The organism is Micromonospora sp. RL09-050-HVF-A, assembly GCF_019374995.1.
Taxonomy (GTDB): Bacteria; Actinomycetota; Actinomycetes; order Mycobacteriales; family Micromonosporaceae; genus Micromonospora; species Micromonospora antibiotica.
In genome coordinates, this window is the sequence record NZ_JAGKQP010000002.1 from 860,711 (window position 1) to 882,019 (window position 21,309).

The window sequence follows — 21,309 nt, forward strand, 5'->3', positions numbered from 1 at the left end:
CCGCCGTCGACCGCACGTTTCGCCCCGAGGAGGGTCCCCATGCGTCGAACCGTCACCGTCCCCCTGCTGGCGACGGGTGCCGTCGTCACCTCCCTGGGTCTCGCCGCGCCCGCCCAGGCCCACGGCTACGTCTCCGCCCCGCCCAGCCGCCAGGCCCTCTGCGCCCAGGGGAAAGTGCCCGACTGCGGTCAGATCCGGTACGAGCCGCAGAGCGTCGAGGGCCGCAAGGGGCTGCGCAGTTGCAGCGCCGGGATCACCGGGTTCGCCGTCCTCGACGACGACAACCGGGGCTGGCCGGCCACCCCGGTCGGCAGCACACTCACCTTCACCTGGGTGAACACCGCCCGGCACGCCACCAGCAACTGGGAGTACTTCGTCGGCGACACCCGGGTCGGTGTCGTCGACGGCGGCGGCCGGCAACCCGAGGCCACCGTCTCGCACACCGTCAACCTGGGCGGCCTCACCGGCCGGCAGAAGATCCTCGCCGTCTGGAACATCGCCGACACCGCCAACGCCTTCTACTCCTGTGTGGACGTGCAACTCGGCGGCGGTGGCCCGACCCCCACCCCGACCCGTACCCCGACTCCCACCCCCACCCCCACCCGTACGGTCACCCCGCCCCCGACCACTCCCGGGCCCTCGCCGACCGCCGGCGGCACCTGGACGGCCGGCCGCAGCTACCAGGTCGGCGACCTCGTCACCTACCAGGGGGCGAGCTACCGGTGCCGGCAGGCGCACACCGCGCTCCCGGGCTGGGAGCCGCCGTACGTGCCCGCCCTGTGGACCCGGGTCTGACCGGCGTCGCCGTGCCCGTCCACCGAATCCGGGCCGTGCCCGTACCCCGGCAGGCGGATGGCGGAGCGCCACCGTCCACCATCGACCGCACCCGGTCCGACCGCCGCCGTCCCGGCCTGCGCCGACTGGGTGTGGTGGTCGGCGCGGTCGTGCTGCTCACCGGGTGCGCGCCCGCCGTGTCCCCGGCCACCCCGGGGCCGCCCCTGTCGAGCGGGTCCGGCCCGCCGCCCGTGATCGGCGGATCCGACCTGGTGTTCCTGCACACCATGACGGCCCACCAGGAGCGCACCCTGGTCATCGTCCGGGTCGCGCCGCAGCGGATCCGCCACCCGCGACTGCGTACCCTGGTCGCCGCCATAGACGCGACCGAGACCGACGAGGTCGCCCAGGCCCGCGAGTGGCTGCGCGCCGCCGGGGCGGAGCCCGGCGGGCACCGGCACGAGCATCCCGCCCCGGGCGGCGCACCCGACCCGGTGTCCCGGCTGCGGGACACCCCCGTCACCGGGTACGACGCCGCCCTGGTGGCGGTGCTGGTGGTGCAGCAACGGCAGGCGGCCGTGCTGGCCCGGGCCCACCGGGCGTCGGCGGTCTCCCCGATCGTGCGTGACCTGGCCCGGCGCATCGACGAGTCCCGTACCGCGCAGGTCCGGCTGCTCACCGAGCTGCCGGTGGCCCGGGTCGCGCCCTGACCGGGCGGGCAGCTGTCGGCGGACGACCGGCCCCACCAGCCGACGTCGGCAGTACGGTGGGGTGCCGGAGCCATAGCGCAAGCGGCTGAAATAACCACCCGTACGGTCAGCGGGTGGGAGTCGTTCGGCCACCCCGACGGAATCGATGTTCCTCGTCTTCCTTGGCCCCGGTATAGTCCCGTCAATCCTCATTGGAGTGTCGCAGGGAAAGCACGTGATCTGCGTGATGGCAGCTGGGCTGGAGAACGCGGTGGCCGGCCCACCATTCGTCGGGCGGCACCCGGAGATCGCGCGTCTGCGCGCCGCGCACGTCGACCGCGTACGCACCGCGACGCAGGTGGTCTGCGAGGTGGTGGGCGACCCCGGCATCGGCAAGACCCGCTTCGTGCACGCGGCGTTGGACCGCTGCGCCCCGGCCCTGCCCCTCGTCGTCGGCACCGGCGCGGAGGCCGAACAGGGCATCCCGTTCCACGTCTTCCGGCACGCCTTCGGCACCGCCCGGCCACCCCGGGCCGACCCACGGCGACCTCCCACCGGTGGGGCCGAACCCGACGGCGCGCTGCTGCCCCGCTTCGCCGGCCCGGTCGACGTGCGGCTGTTCCGCACCTATCAACTGGCCCGCCGGCTGCTCGCCCTGGCCGCCCGGGACGGGCTTACCCTCGTCCTGGACGACCTGCACTGGGCCGACACCGCCTCCATCGGGCTCGTCACCCACCTGCTGCGTTACCCGGTGCCCGCGCCGCTGCTGCTGATCCTGGCCTACCGGCCCCGGCAGATGGCCACCGCGATGCCGTTCGGCCCACCGGCCACCGGCGTCCCGGCGGGTCGGTGCCGGGAACGCATCGAGCTGGAGCCGCTCAGCCTCGCCGAGACCGTCGAACTCTACCCGGACGACGACCCGGATGAGCTGGACGAACGCCACGAGTGGGCCGCCGGTGTCCCCGGCTACCTCACCGCACTGGCCGGCGTCGTGCCGACCGGTGACCGTGACGCCCCGTCGACCGGCCCGCCCCGGCTCACCGACCGGGCGGTGGCCACCCTGCGTGCCGAGTGGGCCGGCCTGCCCCCGGCCGACACGGCGTGCCTACGCGCCGCCGCAGTGCTGGACACGCCGTGCGCGGTGGAACTGCTCGCCGAGGTGGCCGGCCTGCCCCCACCGCTGGTCAACGAGTCCGCGTGGCGCCTGGTCCGCCGCGACCTGTTGCGGGTCGTCCCGGCGACCTCGCGGTTCACCTTCCGACATCCGCTGCTGCGCTCGGCGGTCCGTCAGGACACCGACCCGGCCTGGCGGGCCGAGGCCCACCACCGAGCGCTGACCGCGTTGCTCGCCGGGGACGCGCCTCCGGCGGAACGGGTGGCGCAGGCCGAACAGCTGCTCGGCCTGCCCCACGACCGGCCGGTCGAACCGTACGTCGAGGTGCTCTGCCGGGCCGCGAGGGAGATCCGCCGCGAGGCCCCGGAACTGGCCGTCCGTTGGCTGCGGGCGGCGTTGCGCGCGTTACGCCCACCGGCCGGTTCCCCCGACAGCCGGCACGACGTCACCCTGCTGTTGGCCCGGATCACCGGGGAGGCGGGCGACCTCGCCGAGAGCCGGACGTTGCTGCGGGAGGTCGTCCCGGAGCTGCCCGCCGACCCGGCGGGTCGGCGGGCAGCCGCCGTCGCCCAGTGGGTGCGGGTGGAACGGCTGTTGGGCAACTACGCGGAGGCCGCCGCGATCAGCCGCCGGGAGCTGATCAGGATGCCGACGCCGAGCGCCGGGGCGTACCAGCTCGCCACCGAACTCGGTGCCGTCGGCATCCTGTCCGGCCACCCCGCGCCGGTGCCCGGCGGCGCACCCGACGGAGACGCCAGCGGCATCGACCGGGCCGGTCTGCTCGCGGTACGGGTACTCGCCGCCGCCCACGACGGTGACGTCGCCATCGCCCGGGACCTGCTCGCCACCGCGACGCCGATCGTCGACGCGCTGCCCGACCGGGACCTGCGCGACCACCCCGACTGTCTGCTGGCCCTGGGCCTGGCCGAGCTGTTCCTGGAACGCCCCGCCGACGCCAGCCGGCACCTGGACCGCGGCATCGCCCTGGTCCGTGACGCCCACCGCGACGACGGCCTGTGCCAACTGCTGCTCGGCCGCAGCCAGGTGGCCTACCACCGGGGGCAGCTCGGCACGGTGATCGCGCTGGCCACCGAAGCCGGGACCGTCGCCCGCCGGATCGGCAGCCGTTCCCTGCTCAGCTTCGCCCTCGCGTTCGAGGCGCAGGGCACCGCCTGGCGGGGCGGCCCCCGCGACGACGAACGCGCGGTGGCGCTGGCCCGCGGCGCGGTGGAGTACGCCAGTGACCTGGACAGCTGGTCCGGGCGCACCGCGGCGACCGCGTTGGCCACCGCGACCCTGCTCGCCGGTGACCCGGTCACCTGCCGGGAGATGCTCACCGACGCCGGTGGGGACAGCCGACTGACCCGCCTCCAGGCATCCCTGCGTCCGATGTGGCACGAGCTGCTCTGCGCTGCGGCGCTGGCCGCCGGGGAACTGCCCGAGGCGCAGCGCCGGGCCGAGGCCGCGTTGGTGGCCGCCGACCTGATCGACCTGCCCGGGCAGCGCGCCTTCGCCGAGTCGGCGTACGGGGAGGTGCTGCTCGCCCGCGGGGAGGTGGCGGCGGCCATGCCCTACCTGCGTGCCGCGGCGGACCGGTTCCGGGCCGCCGGCATGGTGTTGCGGCACAGCCTGGCCCTGGTCTCGATCGCCCGCGCGGCGGACGTGGTGGACCAGGGCGGTCCCACCGCCGCCCGGGCCCGCCACCGGGCGTTGGAACTGGCGGCCCGGTGCGGCACCGACCGGGTCGGCCTGCGGCTGGCCCGACCGCTGCGGGCGCTCGCCGAGACCGCGCTGACCGACCGGGAGTGGCACATCGCCCGGCTGGCCACCACCGGTGTCACCAACCGGCTGATCGGCCGTCAGCTCCACATCAGCCCCCGCACCGTGGAGGCGCACCTGACCCGGATCTACCGCAAGGCGGGGGTGGAGTCCCGGTCCGGTCTGGTCGCCTGGGTGTCCCGCTTCGACGACACGGACCGCTGACCGGCCCCGCGACGCAGGAGCGGCCCACGGGTCGGTCACGACCCGGTCAGCCGTTGTCGACGGGCCGCTGCGGGCCGGGCGGATTCTCCAGCAGGTCCGCGACGTAGGCCTCCGCCTGGTCCTCCACCGCCAGCCGGAACGCCTCGGTGAGCACGTTGACCACCCCCTGGGTCAGCAGGATCGTCTCCCGGTCCACGTCGGACCACGACGGACGGTCACCGGTGCCACCCAGTTCGGGGGCGAGGGCCAACATCCGGGCGGTGACGGCCGCGACCAGTTCGTCGGCGAGGGGCCGGACGCTGTCCAGCACCTCGCTGAGCGCCTGCAACGCCGGCACCGTGCCCATCCGTACCCGGTGCAGGTCCAGCGCGGCGCGCAGCGGCCGGGGCCGCACCGTGCGGACCGTGCCGTCGGGGGCACGTCCGAGCACCCCGTGCCGGGTCAGCGCGTGGGTGAGCGCGGGCCGTTCGGTGGCCAGCCGTTGCAGCATCGCGGTCAGGCCGTCGGGTGCCTCGTCGCCGCTGCGCACGCCGAGCATCGCCTCGATGGAGACCAGGTTGAAGCCCTGCCGTTGCAGGGTCAGGATGGCCTCGAGGCGGCGGACGTGGGAGTCGTCGTAGAGCGCTACCCGACCCCGGCGCACCGGTGGGGCCAGCAGCCGGCGGGCCTGGTGGGCGCGGATGTTGCGCGCCGACATCCCCACCTTACGGGCTAGCTCCTCCACGGTGTATCCGACCGCGGTGCCGGCGGTAGCCGGCCCGGTCGTCACCCGGTCGATGGTCACGGTGGCCTCCGCAGGCGTCGGGGACGGGGTACGGCGACCTGCCGGCCGGTTGCGGCGGACGGCGGGACTCCCCGGGGCCGAGCGTATGACCGGGTAACTGCCGGGCGACAGGAGGGGAACCACTACTTGTCCCCGTCGGCGATCAACCATTATCCTCCGTGAGCGCGCGATCACTGTCCCGTATCGCCCGGTCTCTCCACTCCTGTCCCACCGGTCAGCCTGTCCCAGCGGTCAGCCGGCGCGGGCGGGCGCGGTGAACGGCAGCAGCACCCGGAACACGGTCGCCCCCGGCACACTGTCCACCCGGATGTCGCCGTGGTGCTTGTTGACCACGATCCGGTACGAGATGTCCAACCCCAGACCGGTGCCCTCACCGACGCCCTTGGTCGTGAAGAAAGGCTCGAAGATGCGCGGCCGTACCGCCTCGGGAATGCCGGGTCCGGTGTCGGCCACCTCGACCGTCAACAGGTCGCCGGCCCGCCCGGTGCGCAGTGTCAGCACGCCCTGCGCGCCCATCGCCGACAGGGCGTTGTCGATCAGGTTCGTCCACACCTGGTTCAGCTCAGCCGCGTACGCCGGCAGGGGCGGCAGGTCCCGGTCGTAGTCGCGGACCACCCGTACCCCCAGCGGGATCTTGGCCTTGAACATCACCAGGGTGGCGTCGAGCAGGTCGTGCACGTCCACCACCTGGTGCGGGGCCCGGTCCAGCTGCGAGTACTGCTTGGCCGCGCCGACCAGGGTGGAGATCCGGGTGACCGCGTCGTCGATCTCGGCCATCAACTGCTCGGTGTCCAACGTGTACGCAAGCCACCGCACCGCCGACTCCAGGTCCTGCGGGCCGACCACCTCGCGGACCTGTTCCAGCCAGGCGACGTCCAGGCCGGCGGCGACCAGTGTCGGCGCCAGGTCCCAGCCGGCGGTGAGCCGCTGCCCGTCCAGCCAGTCAGCCAGCTCGTCCTCGGCGTCGCTGACGGCCATCGGGGACAGTTGCGGGGCGCGGGCGGCCCGCTTCACCGCCTCCTCCTGCAACTCCACCAGGGCGTGCAGCCGGCTGCCGTCGAGCCGGCCGTCGGCGATCATCGCCAGTTTGTGCCGCATCCCGGCGACCCGGTCCCGCAACGCCGAGGTGGCCCGTACGGCCGCGCCGGCCGGGTTGTTCAGCTCGTGGGTGAGCCCGGCCGACAACGAACCGAGGGCGAGCAGCCGTTCCCGCTCGCCGACGATGCTCTGGGTGTCGCGCATCCCGAAGAACAGCCCCTCCAGCAGGTGCATCGCCATCGGGAACCAGGTCCGCACCGCGTGGGCGAACGTCTCGGAGGGCAGCACCAGGAACTCGGCGTCGGTGACCGCCCGCAGGGTGTTCAGGTAGACCTGGTCGACCTGCCCGCCCAGGTACGCCTGGGTGGCCCCGCCGTACACCCCGCGCTGGTCGGTGCGGTTGACCTCCAGGTCGTCCCCGTGCACCCGCCGGCTCATCGACACGGTGCCGGACAGCAGGGTGAAGAAGCAGGTCGCCGGCTCGCCCTCGGCGTAGACGACGGTCCCGGCGGCCCGCTGCTCGACCCGGCCGTGCTCGGCCAGCCAGTCGAGCTGCCCGGCGTCGAGGGCGGCGAACAGGAACAGCTCCCGCAGCTGGTCCGGGGTGAGTCGTTCGTCGGAGTCGCTCACTGTGCCTCCAGATAACGGTGTACCAGCGAGACGGCCATCGCGCCCTCACCGACCGCCGAGGCGACGCGCTTGACCGACGAGGCCCGCACGTCCCCGGCGGCGAACACCCCCGGCAGGCTCGACTCGAGGTGGTACGGGTCGCGGGCCAGGGTCCAGCCGGGTGGTCGCCGGCCGCCTGCGGTCAGGTCCGGGCCGGCGACGATGAAGCCCCGCTCGTCGCGGACCAGCACCCCGTCCAGCCACTCGGTGCGTGGTTCCGCGCCGATGAAGATGAACAGCCAACTGGCGTCCATCTCGCGGACGTCGCCGCTGCGGGTGTCGCGCAGCCGCAGTCGTTCCAGGTGCCCGTCACCGTCGCCACCGACCACCTCGGTGTGCGGGTGCACGACGATCCGGTCGTTGCGTTCCAGCTGCTGGATCAGGTACGACGACATCGAGGCGGTCAGGTCGGCGCCCCGGATCAGCAGGTGCACCTGGCTGGCGTACCGGGAGAAGTACACCGCCGCCTGGCCGGCCGAGTTGGCCCCGCCGACGATCCACACGTCCTGGTCGACGCAGCTCGGGGCCTCGGTCGACGCCGCGCCGTAGAACACCCCCAGCCCGGTCAGGTCGGCCAGGCCGGGCGCGTCGAGCACCCGGTAGGACACCCCGGTGGCCAGCACCACCGTGTGGGCGGCGATGGTGCTGCCGTCGCCGAAGTGCAGCAGCCGGGCCGCTCCGGCGCTCTCCAGCCCCACCACCTCGCGGGTGCTGAGCAGTTCCGCGCCGAACTTCAACGCCTGCCGGCGGGCCCGGTCGGTGAGCTGGGCGCCGGAGACCCCGTCGGGGAAACCGAGGTAGTTCTCGATCCGGCTGCTCTGTCCGGCCTGGCCGCCGGTGGCCCGCCGCTCCACCAGCACGGTGCGCAGCCCTTCCGACGCCCCGTAGACGGCCGCGCCGAGTCCGGCCGGGCCGCCACCGACCACCACCAGGTCGTAGAAGTCGGCGGACGGGGCGACGGTGAGCCCGGCCACCGCCGCCAACTCCGCCTCCGTCGGGGCGATCAGCGCCTTGCCGTCCGGGGTGACCACCAGCGGTACGTCGGTGGCGTCGGCCCCGGCGGCGGCGAGCAGCCGGCCACCCTCCGGGTCGTCGGTGAGCAGCCAGCGGTAGGGCACCAGGTTGCGGGCGAGGAAGTCCCGGACCGCGAACGACGGGGCCGACCAGCGGTGCCCGACCACCCGGATCTCGTCGCTGGCCTGGTCGGGGCTGGCCGCCCAGGCCTCCAGCAGGGTGTCCACCACCGGGTAGAGCTTCTCCTCCGGCGGGTGCCACGGCTTGAGCAGGTAGTGGTCCAGGTCGACCACGTTGATCGCGTCGATCGCCGCCTCGGTGTCGGCGTACGCGGTCAGCAGCACCCGGCGGGCGGCCGGGAAGAGGTCCATCGCGGCCTCCAGGAACTGGATTCCGTTCATCTCGGGCATCCGGTAGTCGGCCAGCAGCACCGCCACCCGTTCGCCGCGCAGCTTGATCTCCCGCAGCGCGTCCAGCCCGCCGGAGCCGGAGTCGGCCCGGACCACCCGGTACCGGTCGCCGTACCGGCGGCGGATGTCCCGGGCCACGGCCCGGGAGACGGCGGGGTCGTCGTCGATGGTGAGGATCACCGGCTGTGCCATGGTGCCCATGTAAGCACAGCGGGCGGTCCGGGCCGCCGCGCCGCCGGGGCGGTCCGGCGGCGGGTGTCCGTGGCGTTATCCGTTGGCTTTCGTCGGGGCGCGGCCTATGGTGGGCCTCATGTCCCTGGCCGTTCGACTGCGCCGTCCCACCGCCACCGGTTCTCCGGTGACGGCGGTCGTGGTCGGCCGGTTCGAGGCGGTGGCGCCCGGTGCGGCACAGTCCGCCGTCGTGCCCACCCAGGGGCGGCCGAGCCCGATCCCCGCCGGGCGTGGCCCACCCGGAGAAACGCTCCTCCTCCGGATCGGCCACCAGGGCGAAGCCATTTCGGCTTCGGCCCTTTTTCTGTTTCCGTCCCTTTTTCTGCCCGTCGTTCCCCGCTTCCCGAAGCGCGGTGCCCCGAAAGGACACGCCATGAGCACCGACCTGCACCACCAGGCCGAGCAGCACCGGCTGACCATGCTCCGCCAGGCCCTCACCGATCAGTTCGCGACGCAGACGGCCCGGTTGACCGAGCTGACCGCCGACACCGGCGACCCGGCCGAGGCGCACACCCGGGGCGCGTTGATCGCGGCCACCAGGCAGAGCCTGGACCACCTGGCCGCAGCGCTGCGACGGCTGGCCGAGGGCGGCTACGGCCGCTGCGAACGCTGCGAGGCGGCGATCCCGGCGGAACGGTTGGAGGTGCTGCCGCAGGCCCGATTCTGCGTTCCCTGCCAGCAGAAGGCGCACGGCTGACCGGCCGTCCGTAGCCGGCGGTGGGGCGGGATGGGGTCGGGGACCCCATCCGCTGATTGCCCTTTCCGGTCGATGGCCTCGCCGGTGGCCGGCCTTTCTGATTGATGGCCTCGCTGGTGTCGGGCCGGCCGCCAGCGGGGCGGTCGCCCCGGCGGGCGGATTCTCCCCGGCCTCCCGGCAACGGTGTCCTGCCGGGAGGCCGGGGAAGCTCGGAACCCCGTTCCGCCCCGCCATGATGCCGGGGAACCCACCCACCGGGCCGCCGGCCCCGACGACCGCCCCATCAACCACCTAGCTACCTAGGATGCCTTACGCGAGCTGACCCCCGGCGTCACCATCGACCAGGCGCCCAATCAGGACGCCGCAGTCAGGGGAGCCGGAGCGTGGTACGAACCGGTACGGTGCTCGCCGTGACCGCAGACGATCACCGGGCGGCCGGCCCGGTCGCCGTGCTCGCCAATCCCACCGCCGGCCGGGGCCGCCATCGGGGTCTGCTGCCCCGGGTGCTCGACGGCCTCGCCACGGCCGGTCGGCCGGTGGAACTGCTCACCGCGCACACCCCGGCCGAAGCGGAGGCGGCCTGCCGCGCGGCGGTCGCCGCCGGAGCGTCCGCGCTGGTCGCGGTCGGCGGTGACGGCACCGTCCACCAGGCCCTCCAGGTGGTCGCCGGCACGGCCGTGCCGTTCGGCCCGGTGCCGGCGGGCACCGGCAACGACTTCGCCGCCGACACCGGGTTCCCGGCCGACCCGCTCGCCGCCGTCGAGGTGATCGCCGCCGCGCTGCGCGCCGGTCGCACCCACCCGGTCGACCTGGCCCGGATGTCCACCGCCGGTGGTGCCGACCGCTGGTACGGCGCGGTTCTCGCCGCCGGATTCGACGCGATCGTCAACGAGCGCGCCAACCGGATGCGCTGGCCGCGCGGCCCCCGCCGGTACGACCTGGCGATCCTGGTCGAGTTGGCCCGGTTGCGCCCGCGTCGCTACACGCTGCGCCTCGACGGCACGGAACACCACGTGGACGCCGTGCTGATCGCCGTGGGCAACTGCGCCAGCTACGGTGGTGGGATGCGGATCTGCCCCGCCGCCGACCCCACCGACGGGCTGCTGGACGTGGTGGTCGGCGGCCGGTTCGACCGGCGCACCCTGATCCGGGTCAAGCCGCGCATCTACGCCGGCACCCACGTGGCGCATCCGCTGGTGCGCAGCTACCGGGCCCGTACCGTCGAGGTGGCCGCCGAGGGCATCACCACGTACGCCGACGGCGAGCGGTCCCTGGACCTGCCGGTGCGGATCACCGCGGTGCCCGGGGCGGTGCGGCTGCTGCGCTGAGCGGCCCCTGCGGCGGCGGCACCGGTGTGGGCAGGGCAGGACCGCCCCCACCCGCCGGCCACCTACCCGCCGGGAGGGGCGGCGACGCGCGGGGCGGCGACCCGGACCGCGCCGATGCTGGCGACGACCACCAGGCCGATCGCCAGCACCTCGACCGGGTGCAGGTCCTGGCCGAGGATCAGCCAGCCGGCGAGCGCGGCGAGCGCCGGCCCGAGACTCATCAGCACCGCGAAGGTCGAGGTGGCCAGCCGGCGCAGGGCCAGCAGTTCCAGGGTGTAGGGCAGCACCGAGGCGAGCAGGGCCAGCCCGGTGCCGAGGGCCAGCACCCCCGGATGCCACAGTCGCGCCCCGGCGTCGGCCAGACCGAACGGCAGGGTGAGCACGGCGGCGAGGGCGAGGGCGAGGGCCAGGCCGTCGGCGCGGGGGAACCGGCCGCCGACCCGGGCGGAGCAGACGATGTACGCCGCCCACAGCGCGCCCGCCCCGAGTGCGAGGGCGGCGCCGACCGGGTGCAGCCGGTCGAATCCGCCCTGGCCCAGTAGGGCCACCCCGGCGAGCGCGAGCCCGGCCCAGCACCAGGCCGTCCACCGGCGGGCGGTCAGCACCGACAGGGTGAGCGGCCCGAGCACCTCCAGGGTCACCGCCGGGCCGAGCGGAATGCGTTCGATGGCCTGGTAGAAGACCGAGTTCATGCCGGCCAGGGCGAGGCCGAAGGTGCCGACGGCCAGCCAGTCCGCCCGGTCGTGCCCGCGCCACCGGGGACGGCACACCAGCAGCATCAGCAGCGCCCCGATGGCCAGCCGCAGGGTGACCGTGCCGGCCACCCCGACCCGGGGGAAGAGCAGCGCGGCGACGGCGGAGCCGAAGTGCACCGACAGCGCCCCGCCGAGCACCAGTCCGACCGCCGCCGCCCGGCCGGAAGTGTCGATCATGGGGAGGGCAGGGCCAGGTCGAGCACGGCGCCGAGGCCGTTGGGGCGGCCGGGGCCGGCGGCCGGCAGCACCAGCGCGCCGCACCCGGCGGCGACCGCCCCGGCGTCGGCGGGGGTGTCGCCGACCATCAGGGTCCGCTCGGGGTCCACCCGCAGCATCCCGCAGGCCCGCAGGAAGATGCCCGGGTCCGGTTTGCACCGGCCCACCTCGTACGACAGCGCGTACGCGTCGACGAGGTCGGCCAGCCCCCAGGCGGCGAAGAACGGCCGCAGGTCGAAGCCGATGTTGCTCACCACCGCCACCGGAATCCCGGCGGCCCGCAGTGCGGTCAGCACCGGCGCGGTGTCCGGGTAGGGCACCCAGCCCTGCGGCACCAGCACCCGTTCGTAGAGCGCCTCGGCGAAGCCCTCGATCCCGGTGTCGACCGTCTCGGCCAGCCCGGTGTACGCGGCCCGGTGGGCGTGCTCGTAGAGATCCCGGTCGGCCCACAGCTCGGCCAGTCGGGGTGGCACCCGGGCCGGCAGCGGTCCACCGGCCCGGCCCGCGGTGAGCAGCCGGTCGGCCAGCGCGGTGGCCCGCATCCGCTCCAGGCTCACCCCGCACGTCGCCGCGGCGGCGACCACCCAGTCGTGGGCGGGTTCGACCTGGGCGAGGGTGCCGTGGAAGTCGAAGAGCACGGCCTGCACGGGGCGGCGGGACGCGTCGGTTCGGGGGGTGTCCCCGACGCCGTTCGTGGCTTCGGGCGGTTCGACGTGATCCGGCACGTCGTGCACCCTACCGACCCGCCCCGACCCCGCTGCCGGACGGCCTTGGCGGGTGGCCGTCGGGGGTACCGATTAATCTTGCTGACATGTCGAGCCCCGCCGAGCGGTACGCCGAGGCACGCCGCCGGGCTGCCCAGGCCGCCCAGTTCCCGGCCCTGGAAGAGTTCGCCCTCGACCTGGGGTTCGATCTCGACGATTTCCAGCGCGAGGCGTGCCAGTCGTTGGAGCGGGGCAGCGGGGTGCTGGTCTGCGCCCCGACCGGGGCGGGCAAGACGGTGGTGGGTGAGTTCGCCGTCCACCTGGCGTTGCGGGGCACGCCTGCGGCGGTGTCGGCGGCGGCCGACGAGCCGGCGACGCCACCGGTGCGGCGCAAGTGTTTCTACACCACGCCGATCAAGGCGCTGTCCAACCAGAAATACCACGACCTGGTGCAGCGTTACGGGGCCGCGCAGGTCGGCCTGCTCACCGGCGACAACGCGATCAACGGGGACGCCCCGGTGGTGGTGATGACCACCGAGGTGCTGCGCAACATGCTCTACGCCGGGTCGACCACCCTGGCCGGCCTGGCCTACGTGGTGATGGACGAGGTGCACTACCTCGCCGACCGGTTCCGGGGCGGGGTCTGGGAAGAGGTGATCATCCACCTGCCCTCCTCGGTGACCCTGGTGTCGCTGTCGGCGACGGTCTCCAACGCCGAGGAGTTCGCCGACTGGCTGGTCACCGTGCGCGGTGAGACGGCGGTGGTGGTCAGCGAGCACCGGCCGGTGCCGCTGTGGCAGCACATGCTCGTCGGCAAGCGGATGTTCGACCTCTTCCACGACGCCGACGCGGCCCGCAAGCACGACGTGCACCCCGAGCTGCTGCGCTACACCCGGGAGCAGACCCGGCGGCTGGAGCTGGGGGAGGGGCGCAGCGCCGGCCCCGGCGGCGGGCGGCGTGGCCCGCGCTGGCGGGGCCCGATGCGCCCCGACATCGTCGACCGGCTGGACCGGGAGGGGCTGCTCCCGGCGATCCTGTTCATCTTCAGCCGGGCCGGCTGCGCCGCCGCCGTGCAGCAGTGCCTGGCGGCCGGCCTGCGGTTGACCTCGGCGGAGGAACGCGCCGAGATCCGCCGGGTGGTGGAGTCGCGGGTCACCGCGATCCCCGGTGAGGATCTCAGCGTCCTGGGCTACTGGGAGTGGCTCGACGGGTTGGAGCGTGGTCTGGCCGCCCACCACGCCGGGATGCTGCCGGTGTTCAAGGAGGTCGTCGAGGAGCTGTTCGTCCGGGGCCTGGTCAAGGCGGTCTTCGCCACCGAGACCCTGGCGTTGGGCATCAACATGCCGGCCCGGTGCGTGGTGCTGGAGCGGCTGGTCAAGTTCAACGGCGAGGCCCACGTCGATCTGACCCCGGGGGAGTACACCCAGCTCACCGGGCGGGCCGGTCGACGGGGCATCGACGTCGAGGGGCACGCGGTGGTGGTCTGGTCGCCGGAGACCGACCCCCGGCACGTGGCGGGCCTGGCCTCCACCCGCACCTATCCGCTGCGGTCGAGCTTCCGGCCGTCGTACAACATGGCGGTGAACCTGGTCGGCAGCGTCGGCGTCGAGCCGGCCCGTGCGTTGCTGGAGTCGTCGTTCGCGCAGTTCCAGGCGGACCGGTCGGTGGTCGGGCTGGCCCGCCAGGTGCAGCGCAACACCGAGACCATCGAGGCGTACGGCGCGGAGGCGGTCTGCCACCAGGGTGACTTCGACGAGTATTTCGCGTTGCGGGTGGCCATCGCCGACCGGGAGCGGGCCATCGCCCGGCAGGGGCAGACCCAGCGTAAGGCCGCCGCGGTGGCGGCGTTGGAGCGGTTGCGGGTCGGTGACGTGATCCGGGTGCCGTCCGGGCGGCGGGCCGGGCTCGCGGTCGTCCTCGACCCGGCGACCGGGGGGTTCGGGGAGCCCCGGCCGCTGGTGCTCACCCAGGACCGTTGGGCGGGGCGGATCAGTCCCGGCGACTTCACCACCCCGGCCGAGGTGCTCGCCCGCATCCGGGTGCCCAAGCACTTCAACCACCGCTCACCGGCCGCCCGGCGGGATCTCGCGGCCGAGGTGAGCAGCACCGGGCTGGACCGGCACGGCGGCCGGCGGGGCGGGCGTTCCCGGCAGGCCGCCGGTGAGGACCACCGGCTCAGCCAGCTCCGCACCGAGCTGCGTCGGCACCCCTGCCACGCCTGCCCGGAACGGGAGGACCACGCCCGTTGGGCGGAGCGGCGACGCCGGTTGGAGAACGACACGGAGGAGCTGCGGCAGAGGGTGTCGGGGCGGACCGGCTCGCTGGCCCGGACCTTCGACCGGATCGTCGCGTTGTTGACCGCCCGGGGCTACCTGTCCGCCGACGGGCGGGTGACCGACGCCGGGCGGATGCTCGGCCGGATCTGGACCGAGGCGGACCTGCTGGTCGCCGAGTGCCTGCGGCGGGGCGTCTGGGACGGGCTGTCCCCGGCGGAGTTGGCCGCCGCCGTGTCGGTGGTGGTCTTCGAGGCCCGCCGGGACGTCGACGAGCGGGCGTCGCTGCCGCGCGGGCCGGTCGCCGACGCGGTCGACGAGACGCTCAAGTTGTGGAGCGAGATCGAGGCCGACGAGGCGCAGCGGGGGTTGACCGTGACCCGGGAACCGGATTTCGGGTTCGCCTGGCCGATCTACCGCTGGGCGCGGGGGGAGACCCTGGCCAAGGTGCTCGCCAGCGGGCACCAGATCGACGGTGAGATGCCCGCCGGGGACTTCGTCCGGTGGGCCCGGCAGGTCGCCGACCTGCTCGGTCAGCTATCCGACTCCGGTGGGGCGTCGATCGAGCTGCGGGCCACCGCGCGGCAGGCGATCGCGGCCGTGAACCGGGGCGTACTTGCCCATTACACCTCCGCCTGATCATCACTTTCGGTCACCGACGGGCGGTGAATCGACGCATCGCACGGTCACCGTGACGGCACCGGCCAGGAAACCGGGGGGCCGATGTTGCGCCTGCTCGGAGCCTCCCCGATCATTGCTCGGGCGCGGTCTCCTACGCGCCGGTAATGAGTGGGGGGAAGGCCGCCGTGGCGGAGATCAATCACTTTGAGTACGGGTGGATCACACCCGCGTTGAGTTACGCACTGTCCGTGCTCGGTTCGTTCCTCGGTCTGGTCTGCGTCGGGCGGATCCGTACCGCCACCAGCTCCGGGCAGCGCTTCTGGTGGGGTCTGCTGGCGGCCTGGGCGATCGGCGGCACGGCGATCTGGGCGATGCACTTCATGGCCATGCTCGGCTTCGCGGTCACCGGCACCCGGATCCGCTACGACGTTCCGCTCACCGTCGCCAGTACGGTGATCGCCGTCACCGCCGTCGGGATCGGCCTGGCCATCGTCGGCACCGGTCGGCTGGGTGCCGCGAAGGTCCTCGGCGGTGGCCTGTTCACCGGCATCGGTGTCGCCGCCATGCACTACACGGGGATGGCGGCGATGCGGCTCAACGGCGACCTGAGCTACGACGCCACCCGGGTCGGGCTGTCGGTGGCCATCGCCGTCGTCGCGGCCACCGTGGCGCTGTGGCTGGCGATGACCGTTCGCCGGGGGCTGGCGATCGCCGGGTCGGCCCTGGTCATGGGGGTCGCCGTCAACGGTATGCACTTCACCGGGATGAGTGCCCTGTCGGTGCACCTGCACGAGCGGCGCGGGGAGCTGACCGGCGCGGGGGTGAGCACGCTGCTGGTGCCGATCGTCCTCGCGGTGATCCTCGTGGTGGTCGGGCTGGTCTACGCGTTGCTCGCCGCCCCCACCGACGACGACCGGGCCGCCGCCGCCTACCTGCACGCCCGGCAGGCCAACGCGCCGGTGGTCGAACCGGAGACCGCCCCGGACCCGGTGGGACTGCGTAGCCGGTCGGCCACCCTGGGTCGGCCGGGCACCCCGTTCCCGTCCCGCCGGGACGTCCCGCCCCCGCGCTGACCGGGCCCGTGCCGGGACTGTCCCCGCCGCGCTTACCGGGCGTGCGTCGCGCGCACCGGGCCCGGCCCGGCCGGGACGTCCACCGGCCGGGCCCGCACAGCCGTGGCCGGCCGGGTCAGGGCTGCGCGGCGAGGGCGTCGACCAGCCGCCGGCAGGAGCCGGCCAGGTTCCACCGTTGGGCCAGCTCCAACAGCCGGTCGGGATCGGCGGGCGCGGTGGGTAGCGTGGTGACCAGCGTCGGCAGCGGCACGTCGGTGGCGACCCGGACCACCTTCGGGGCCACCGCCAGATAGTCGCGGGCGCCGTCGAGCTTGGCCCGCAGCCCCGGGGCGAAGCCGGAGCCCGGGTCGTCGAGCGCGGCGAGGATGCCGGGCAGGCCGCCGTAGCGGTCGATCAGCCGGGCGGCGGTCTTCTCGCCGACCCCGGGCACCCCGGGCAGCCCGTCGCTCGGGTCGCCGCGCAGCGCGGCGAAGTCGGCGTACCGGTCGGCGGGGACACCGTAGCGGGCCCGGACGGCGGCGGCGTCGCAGTCGTCGAGCTTGGCCACCCCGCGACCGACGTAGAGCAACCGGACCCGGCGGGCGTCGTCGATGAGCTGGAACAGGTCCCGGTCGCCGGAGACCACCTCCACCGGGCCGGGTTGGGTGACCGACAGGGTGCCCAGCACGTCGTCGGCCTCGTAGCCGGTGGCCCCGGCGGCGGTGATGCCGATCGCGGCCAGCACGTCGAGGATCACCGGCACCTGCGGGGAGAGGGTGTCCGGCACCTCCTCACCTCCCTCGGGGGCGACCCGGTGCGCCTTGTACGACGGCAGCAGCTCCACCCGCCAGGCGGGCCGCCAGTCGTGGTCGAGCGCGCAGACCATCCGGTCGGGCCGGCGGGTGCGGACCAGGTGGGCGAGCATGTCGAGGAACCCGCGCACGGCGTTGACCGGCTGGCCGTCGTCGGTCCGCGCCGCCGACTCGGGCACCCCGAAGTAGGCCCGGAAGTAGAGGCTGGGGGCGTCGATCAGCAGGATCGGGGGTTGGTCTGCCACGCCCGACAGCCTGGCACACCCCACCGACGGGATGGGGGACGGCACGACGGTCGACCCGGGCCGCAGCTCGGGCCGGCCGGTGACGCGGTGGTCTCCCGCACCCGTCGGGTCACCAGCGCACCGGCACGGTGACCACGATGAGGGTGTCCCGGCCATACCGGACCCGGAGCCGGTCGAGTAACCGGTGGTGGCGGGAAACCGGCGTGACACCCACCGGCCGGCGGGGCGAGACTGCGGGCATGGAGTTCGTGCCCGGTCTGGTGCTGTGCCGCCGCTTCCACGACGAGGTCCTCGCGCCGCTGCTGGCGAGCCGACTGCCGGGCCTGCGGTACTCGGCGGGGTTGCTCGACGGCGGTTCGGAGCTGCTGGGTCTGGACACCGAGCGCTCCACCGACCACGACTGGGGCCCCCGGGCGCAGATCTTTCTGGCCGAGCCGGCCGACCTGGCGTCGGTGCGGGCGGCGTTGGTCGACCTGCCGACCCGGTTCCTGGGCCGACCGACCCGGTTCCTCAGCTGGCCGACCGCCCGGCTGGGGGTGCCCGACGCCGCCGGGGACCGTAGCGGGGTCGAGGTGGCGGGCTGGCGGGACTGGCTGCGGGGCCGGCTCGGTTTCGACCCCACCGTCGCGGTCACCACCGACGACTGGCTCGCCACCCCGACCCAGCGGCTGGCCGAACTGACCGCGGGTGCGGTCTTCCACGACGGGCTCGGCGGCGCGGTCGGCGCGGTCCGCGCCCGCCTGGCCTGGTATCCGGACGACGTGTGGCGGCACGTGCTGGCCGCCGGGTGGACCCGGGTGGGGCAGGCCGAGCATCTCGTCGGCCGGTGTGCCGAGGTGGGCGACGCGTTGGGCAGCCGCCTGCTGGCCGCCCGGGTGGCCCACGACCTGATGCGTCTCGGTCTGCTGCTGCACCGGCGCTGGCCGCCGTACGACAAGTGGCTCGGCACCGCGTTCGCCGCGCTGCCGGATGCCGGGCCGGTGGTGGCGGCGCTGGCGGACACCCTCGGGCCGGGCGACTGGCCGCACCGGCAGGCGGGCCTGGTGCGGGCGCTGGAGACGGTCGGTGAGTGGACCAACGCCACCGGGCTGGCCGCGCCGGTCGTCACCACGGCCCGCCCCTTCCACGGGCGGCCCTTCCTGGTGCTCGACGCGCCCCGCCTCGCCGCCGCGCTGCGGGCCGCGGTCGTGGACCCGGCACTGCGGGACCGGCCGCTGCTCGGGGCCGTGGACCAGTACGTCGACAGCGTGGACGTGCTGACCCACCCCGATCGTGCGCGCCGGGTCTGCGCCGTCGTCGCCGGCTGACGGTATCGCCGGGGGGACGTGGCGTCGCCGGGCGGCGGTCTCCGTCGGGGTGGGTCGCGGCCACCGACGGTCGGCGTCGCCGCGTGCGGCGACGCCGACCGTCGGTGGCCAGCCGGGTCAGCCCCGGATCCGGCTGCGGATGAACTCCCCCGACTCGGTCAGCACGGCGGTGCCGGTGAAATCGGTGCCGGCGCAGGTGCCCCGCCGGAACACCGAGTTGCTCTCCGGCCCGTCGGAGAAGCTCCACATCGCATAGCTGATCTTCAGGCTCTTGAGCAGGTCCAGCCAGGTGGTGGCGCTGTCGAGGTCGTTGGGGCCGTCGCCGGTGAAGGTCTGGGTGCCGAACTCGCTGACGAACAGCGGCAGGCTCCGGGCGGCACGGGCCACCGTGGCCCGTTGCAGGTCCCGGTGGGACGCGGCGTAGAAGTGGAAGGTGTACATGATGTTGGCGGCGTCGACCGGGTCGTCGATCACCTCGGTCTCGTCGGCGCCCTCGGAGACGCCGAGCGAGGAGAATCCCCGGGTGCCGACCAGCACCACGCTGTCCGGGTCGGCGGCCCGGATCACCGGGATGACCTGCTCGGCGTAGCTCTTGATGTCGGCCCAGCCGACCCCGTTGGGCTCGTTGGCGATCTCCCAGAGCACGTTGGTCCGGTCGGCGTGCCGGGCGGCGACCTCGGCGAAGAACGACGTGGCCCGGTCCAGGTTGAACCGGGGGTCGCCGGGGGTCAGGATGTGGAAGTCGACCACCACGTAGAGGCCGAGCGCGCTGGCGGTCGCCACGGCCTCGTCGACCTTGCGGGTGAAGCCGGCCGGGTCGGTCTCGAAGCCGCCCTCCTGGACGTACATGGCCACCCGGACGAAGTCGGCCCGCCAGTCGGTGCGCAGCGCGGCCAGCGAGTCCGGGTTGAGGCAGTTCGGGAAGAACTGGAGGCCGTGGCTGCTCATCCCGCGCAGTTGGATCGGCTCGCCGGCCTCGTCGCACAGGTTCACCCCGCACACCCGCAGCCGGCCGTGCACGGCCACCGGGGACCCGGCGGGCGCGCTGGCCGGGCCCGCGGTGGGCCCGTCGGTGGCGGTGGCCGGGGGAGCGGTGGTGCCGGTGGTCGGGTCGGTGGCGACGGGGCCGGCCGTGGCCGGTGGCGCGGGCTCGGTGTCGGCACTCGCGGTGGGGACGGCCAGGGCCGCCCAGCCGGCGACCAGGGCGGCGAGGGCCACCCCGGTCCAGGTCAGTGCTGCGCGTCGGTGCATCGGAATCTCCGGTCGGGCTCGTCGGGACCCGGGGAAGGCATCCGGTGGTACGAGATCGACGCGGCCACGGTTCACCCCGGGACATGGTCGCCTCCCGACCGCCGGACTGGGCCCTGGCCCAAACGACCGTTAAGCTGACGGGGTGGCGCCCGACGACGGGCAACGGCTCACCACCCTGGAGTTCATCGCGCTATGACTGTCGACCGGATCCTGCCCACCGACGAGGCCCACGACCTGCTCGACCTCGCCACCGAACTCGCCGACCGGGAGCTCGCGCCGAGGGCCGCCGGCTTCGAGGAGCGCGCCGAGTTCCCCCGGGACGTGCTGCGCACCCTGGGCCGGGCGGGCCTGCTGGGCCTGCCCTACGCCGAGGAGCACGGCGGTGCCGCCCAGCCGTACGAGGTGTACCTCCAGGTGCTGGAGATCCTGGCCGGGCGCTGGCTCGCGGTCGCCGAGGCGGTCAGCGTGCACACCCTGTCCTGCTACCCGCTGGCCGAGTTCGGCACCGACGCCCAACGCAAACTGCTGCCGGACCTGGTGGGCGGGGAACTGCTCGGGGCGTACTGCCTCTCCGAGCCGCAGGGGGGCTCGGACGCGGCGTCGCTGACCACCAGGGCGGTCCGCGACGGCGACGACTACCGGGTCACCGGGGTCAAGGCGTGGATCACGCACGCCCGGGTGGCGGACTTCTACAACGTCTTCTGCCGCACCGGCGAGCCGGGCCCGAAGGGCATCTCCTGCCTGTTGGCCGACCGGGACACGCCGGGCATCGTGCCGCAGGCGGCCGAGCGGACCATGGGGCTGCGCTCCTCGCCGGTGGCTCAGGTCGCCTTCGACGACGCCCGGGTGCCGGCCGACCGGCTGATCGGCGGCGAGGGGGCGGGGTTCACCATCGCGATGTCCGCGCTGGACTCGGGGCGGCTCGGCATCGCCGCCTGCGCGGTGGGCCTGGCCCAGGCGGCGCTGGACTACGCCGTCGGTTACGCCCGGGAACGGCAGCAGTTCGGCCGGTCGATCATCGACTTCCAGGGGCTGGGCTTCCTGCTGGCCGACGCGGCCACCCAGATCTCCGCCGCCCGGGCGCTCACCCTGGCCGCCGCCCGGCTGCGCGACGCCGGCCGGCCGTACTCGATCGAGGCGGCCAAGGCGAAGCTGTTCGCCACCGACGTGGCGATGCGGGTGACCACCGACGCGGTGCAGGTGCTCGGCGGGGCCGGTTACGTGTCCGACCATCCGGTCGAGCGGTACATGCGCGAGGCGAAGGTGCTCCAGATCGTCGAGGGCACCAACCAGATCCAACGGCTGGTGATCTCCCGGGCGTTGGCGAGGGACTAGCCTGTGC

The 21,309-nt window shown here is 74.3% G+C and carries 16 protein-coding genes; 9 read left to right on the forward strand and 7 right to left on the reverse strand.

Annotated elements, in window-relative coordinates:
• Positions 1 to 39 precede the first annotated feature (39 nt).
• The 3 genes from J7462_RS04035 (at position 40) to J7462_RS04045 (ending at position 4,560) form a co-directional block, all read left to right on the forward strand.
• Entirely contained in the window at positions 40 to 795 is a 756-nt protein-coding gene (locus tag J7462_RS04035) for a lytic polysaccharide monooxygenase (RefSeq protein WP_219461943.1), read from the forward strand.
• Positions 796 to 830: 35 nt separating this feature from the next.
• Positions 831 to 1,484, forward strand: a complete 654-nt coding sequence (locus J7462_RS04040) for a DUF305 domain-containing protein (protein WP_308290736.1) — start codon at positions 831 to 833, stop codon at positions 1,482 to 1,484.
• 196 nt (positions 1,485 to 1,680) lie between these two features.
• Entirely contained in the window at positions 1,681 to 4,560 is a 2,880-nt protein-coding gene (locus J7462_RS04045) for an AAA family ATPase (protein ID WP_219461945.1), read from the forward strand.
• 46 nt (positions 4,561 to 4,606) lie between these two features.
• Here the strand turns inward: J7462_RS04045 and J7462_RS04050 are convergent, their stop codons facing one another.
• The 3 genes from J7462_RS04050 to J7462_RS04060 form a co-directional block, all read right to left on the reverse strand.
• On the reverse strand, positions 4,607 to 5,344 hold the full coding sequence (locus tag J7462_RS04050; protein WP_219461946.1) for a MerR family transcriptional regulator: 738 nt from the start codon (positions 5,342 to 5,344) through the stop codon (positions 4,607 to 4,609).
• 231 nt (positions 5,345 to 5,575) lie between these two features.
• On the reverse strand, positions 5,576 to 7,012 hold the full coding sequence (locus J7462_RS04055; RefSeq protein ID WP_219461948.1) for an ATP-binding protein: 1,437 nt from the start codon (positions 7,010 to 7,012) through the stop codon (positions 5,576 to 5,578).
• Complete coding sequence (locus tag J7462_RS04060; RefSeq protein WP_219461950.1) at positions 7,009 to 8,667, reverse strand: FAD-dependent oxidoreductase; 1,659 nt, start codon at positions 8,665 to 8,667, stop codon at positions 7,009 to 7,011. Before J7462_RS04060 ends, J7462_RS04055 begins: the two co-directional genes overlap by 4 nt.
• Before the next feature lie 412 nt (positions 8,668 to 9,079).
• Here J7462_RS04060 and J7462_RS04065 point away from each other — a divergent pair, with 412 nt between their 5' ends.
• Together J7462_RS04065 and J7462_RS04070 are read left to right on the forward strand one after the other, a co-directional pair.
• Positions 9,080 to 9,403 carry a TraR/DksA C4-type zinc finger protein gene (locus J7462_RS04065; protein ID WP_091240169.1) on the forward strand — a complete coding sequence of 108 codons (324 nt, stop codon included), beginning with the start codon at positions 9,080 to 9,082 and terminating at the stop codon, positions 9,401 to 9,403.
• Positions 9,404 to 9,804: 401 nt separating this feature from the next.
• Entirely contained in the window at positions 9,805 to 10,731 is a 927-nt protein-coding gene (locus J7462_RS04070; protein ID WP_091240171.1) for a diacylglycerol kinase family protein, read from the forward strand.
• Between the two features lie 62 nt (positions 10,732 to 10,793).
• Here the strand turns inward: J7462_RS04070 and J7462_RS04075 are convergent, their stop codons facing one another.
• Positions 10,794 to 11,663, reverse strand: coding sequence for a DMT family transporter (locus J7462_RS04075; protein ID WP_219461953.1), 870 nt, complete (start codon positions 11,661 to 11,663; stop codon positions 10,794 to 10,796).
• Positions 11,660 to 12,349 carry an HAD family hydrolase gene (locus J7462_RS04080; RefSeq protein WP_219469974.1) on the reverse strand — a complete coding sequence of 230 codons (690 nt, stop codon included), beginning with the start codon at positions 12,347 to 12,349 and terminating at the stop codon, positions 11,660 to 11,662. The genes J7462_RS04075 and J7462_RS04080 overlap by 4 nt, the downstream gene beginning before the upstream one ends.
• 164 nt (positions 12,350 to 12,513) lie before the next feature.
• On the opposite strand from J7462_RS04080, the gene J7462_RS04085 reads away from it, so the two are divergent.
• Entirely contained in the window at positions 12,514 to 15,318 is a 2,805-nt protein-coding gene (locus J7462_RS04085; protein ID WP_208565974.1) for an RNA helicase, read from the forward strand.
• Between the two features lie 167 nt (positions 15,319 to 15,485).
• Positions 15,486 to 16,373 (forward strand): MHYT domain-containing protein, encoded by an 888-nt coding sequence (locus J7462_RS04090; RefSeq protein WP_219461955.1) that lies wholly within the window; start codon positions 15,486 to 15,488, stop codon positions 16,371 to 16,373.
• Between the two features lie 115 nt (positions 16,374 to 16,488).
• Here the strand turns inward: J7462_RS04090 and J7462_RS04095 are convergent, their stop codons facing one another.
• Entirely contained in the window at positions 16,489 to 17,409 is a 921-nt protein-coding gene (locus J7462_RS04095; RefSeq protein WP_308290738.1) for a 5'-3' exonuclease, read from the reverse strand.
• A 239-nt stretch (positions 17,410 to 17,648) separates the two neighbouring features.
• Between J7462_RS04095 and J7462_RS04100 the strand changes: the two genes are divergently transcribed.
• Complete coding sequence (locus tag J7462_RS04100; protein ID WP_219461959.1) at positions 17,649 to 18,716, forward strand: DUF4037 domain-containing protein; 1,068 nt, start codon at positions 17,649 to 17,651, stop codon at positions 18,714 to 18,716.
• Positions 18,717 to 18,833: 117 nt separating this feature from the next.
• Here J7462_RS04100 and J7462_RS04105 read toward each other — a convergent pair whose 3' ends face one another.
• Entirely contained in the window at positions 18,834 to 19,967 is a 1,134-nt protein-coding gene (locus J7462_RS04105; protein WP_219461962.1) for a glycoside hydrolase family 5 protein, read from the reverse strand.
• A gap of 192 nt (positions 19,968 to 20,159) precedes the next feature.
• Between J7462_RS04105 and J7462_RS04110 the strand changes: the two genes are divergently transcribed.
• A complete protein-coding gene (locus J7462_RS04110) occupies positions 20,160 to 21,302 on the forward strand; it encodes an acyl-CoA dehydrogenase family protein (RefSeq protein WP_219461965.1) in 1,143 nt (380 codons plus the stop codon).
• Positions 21,303 to 21,309 lie beyond the last annotated feature (7 nt).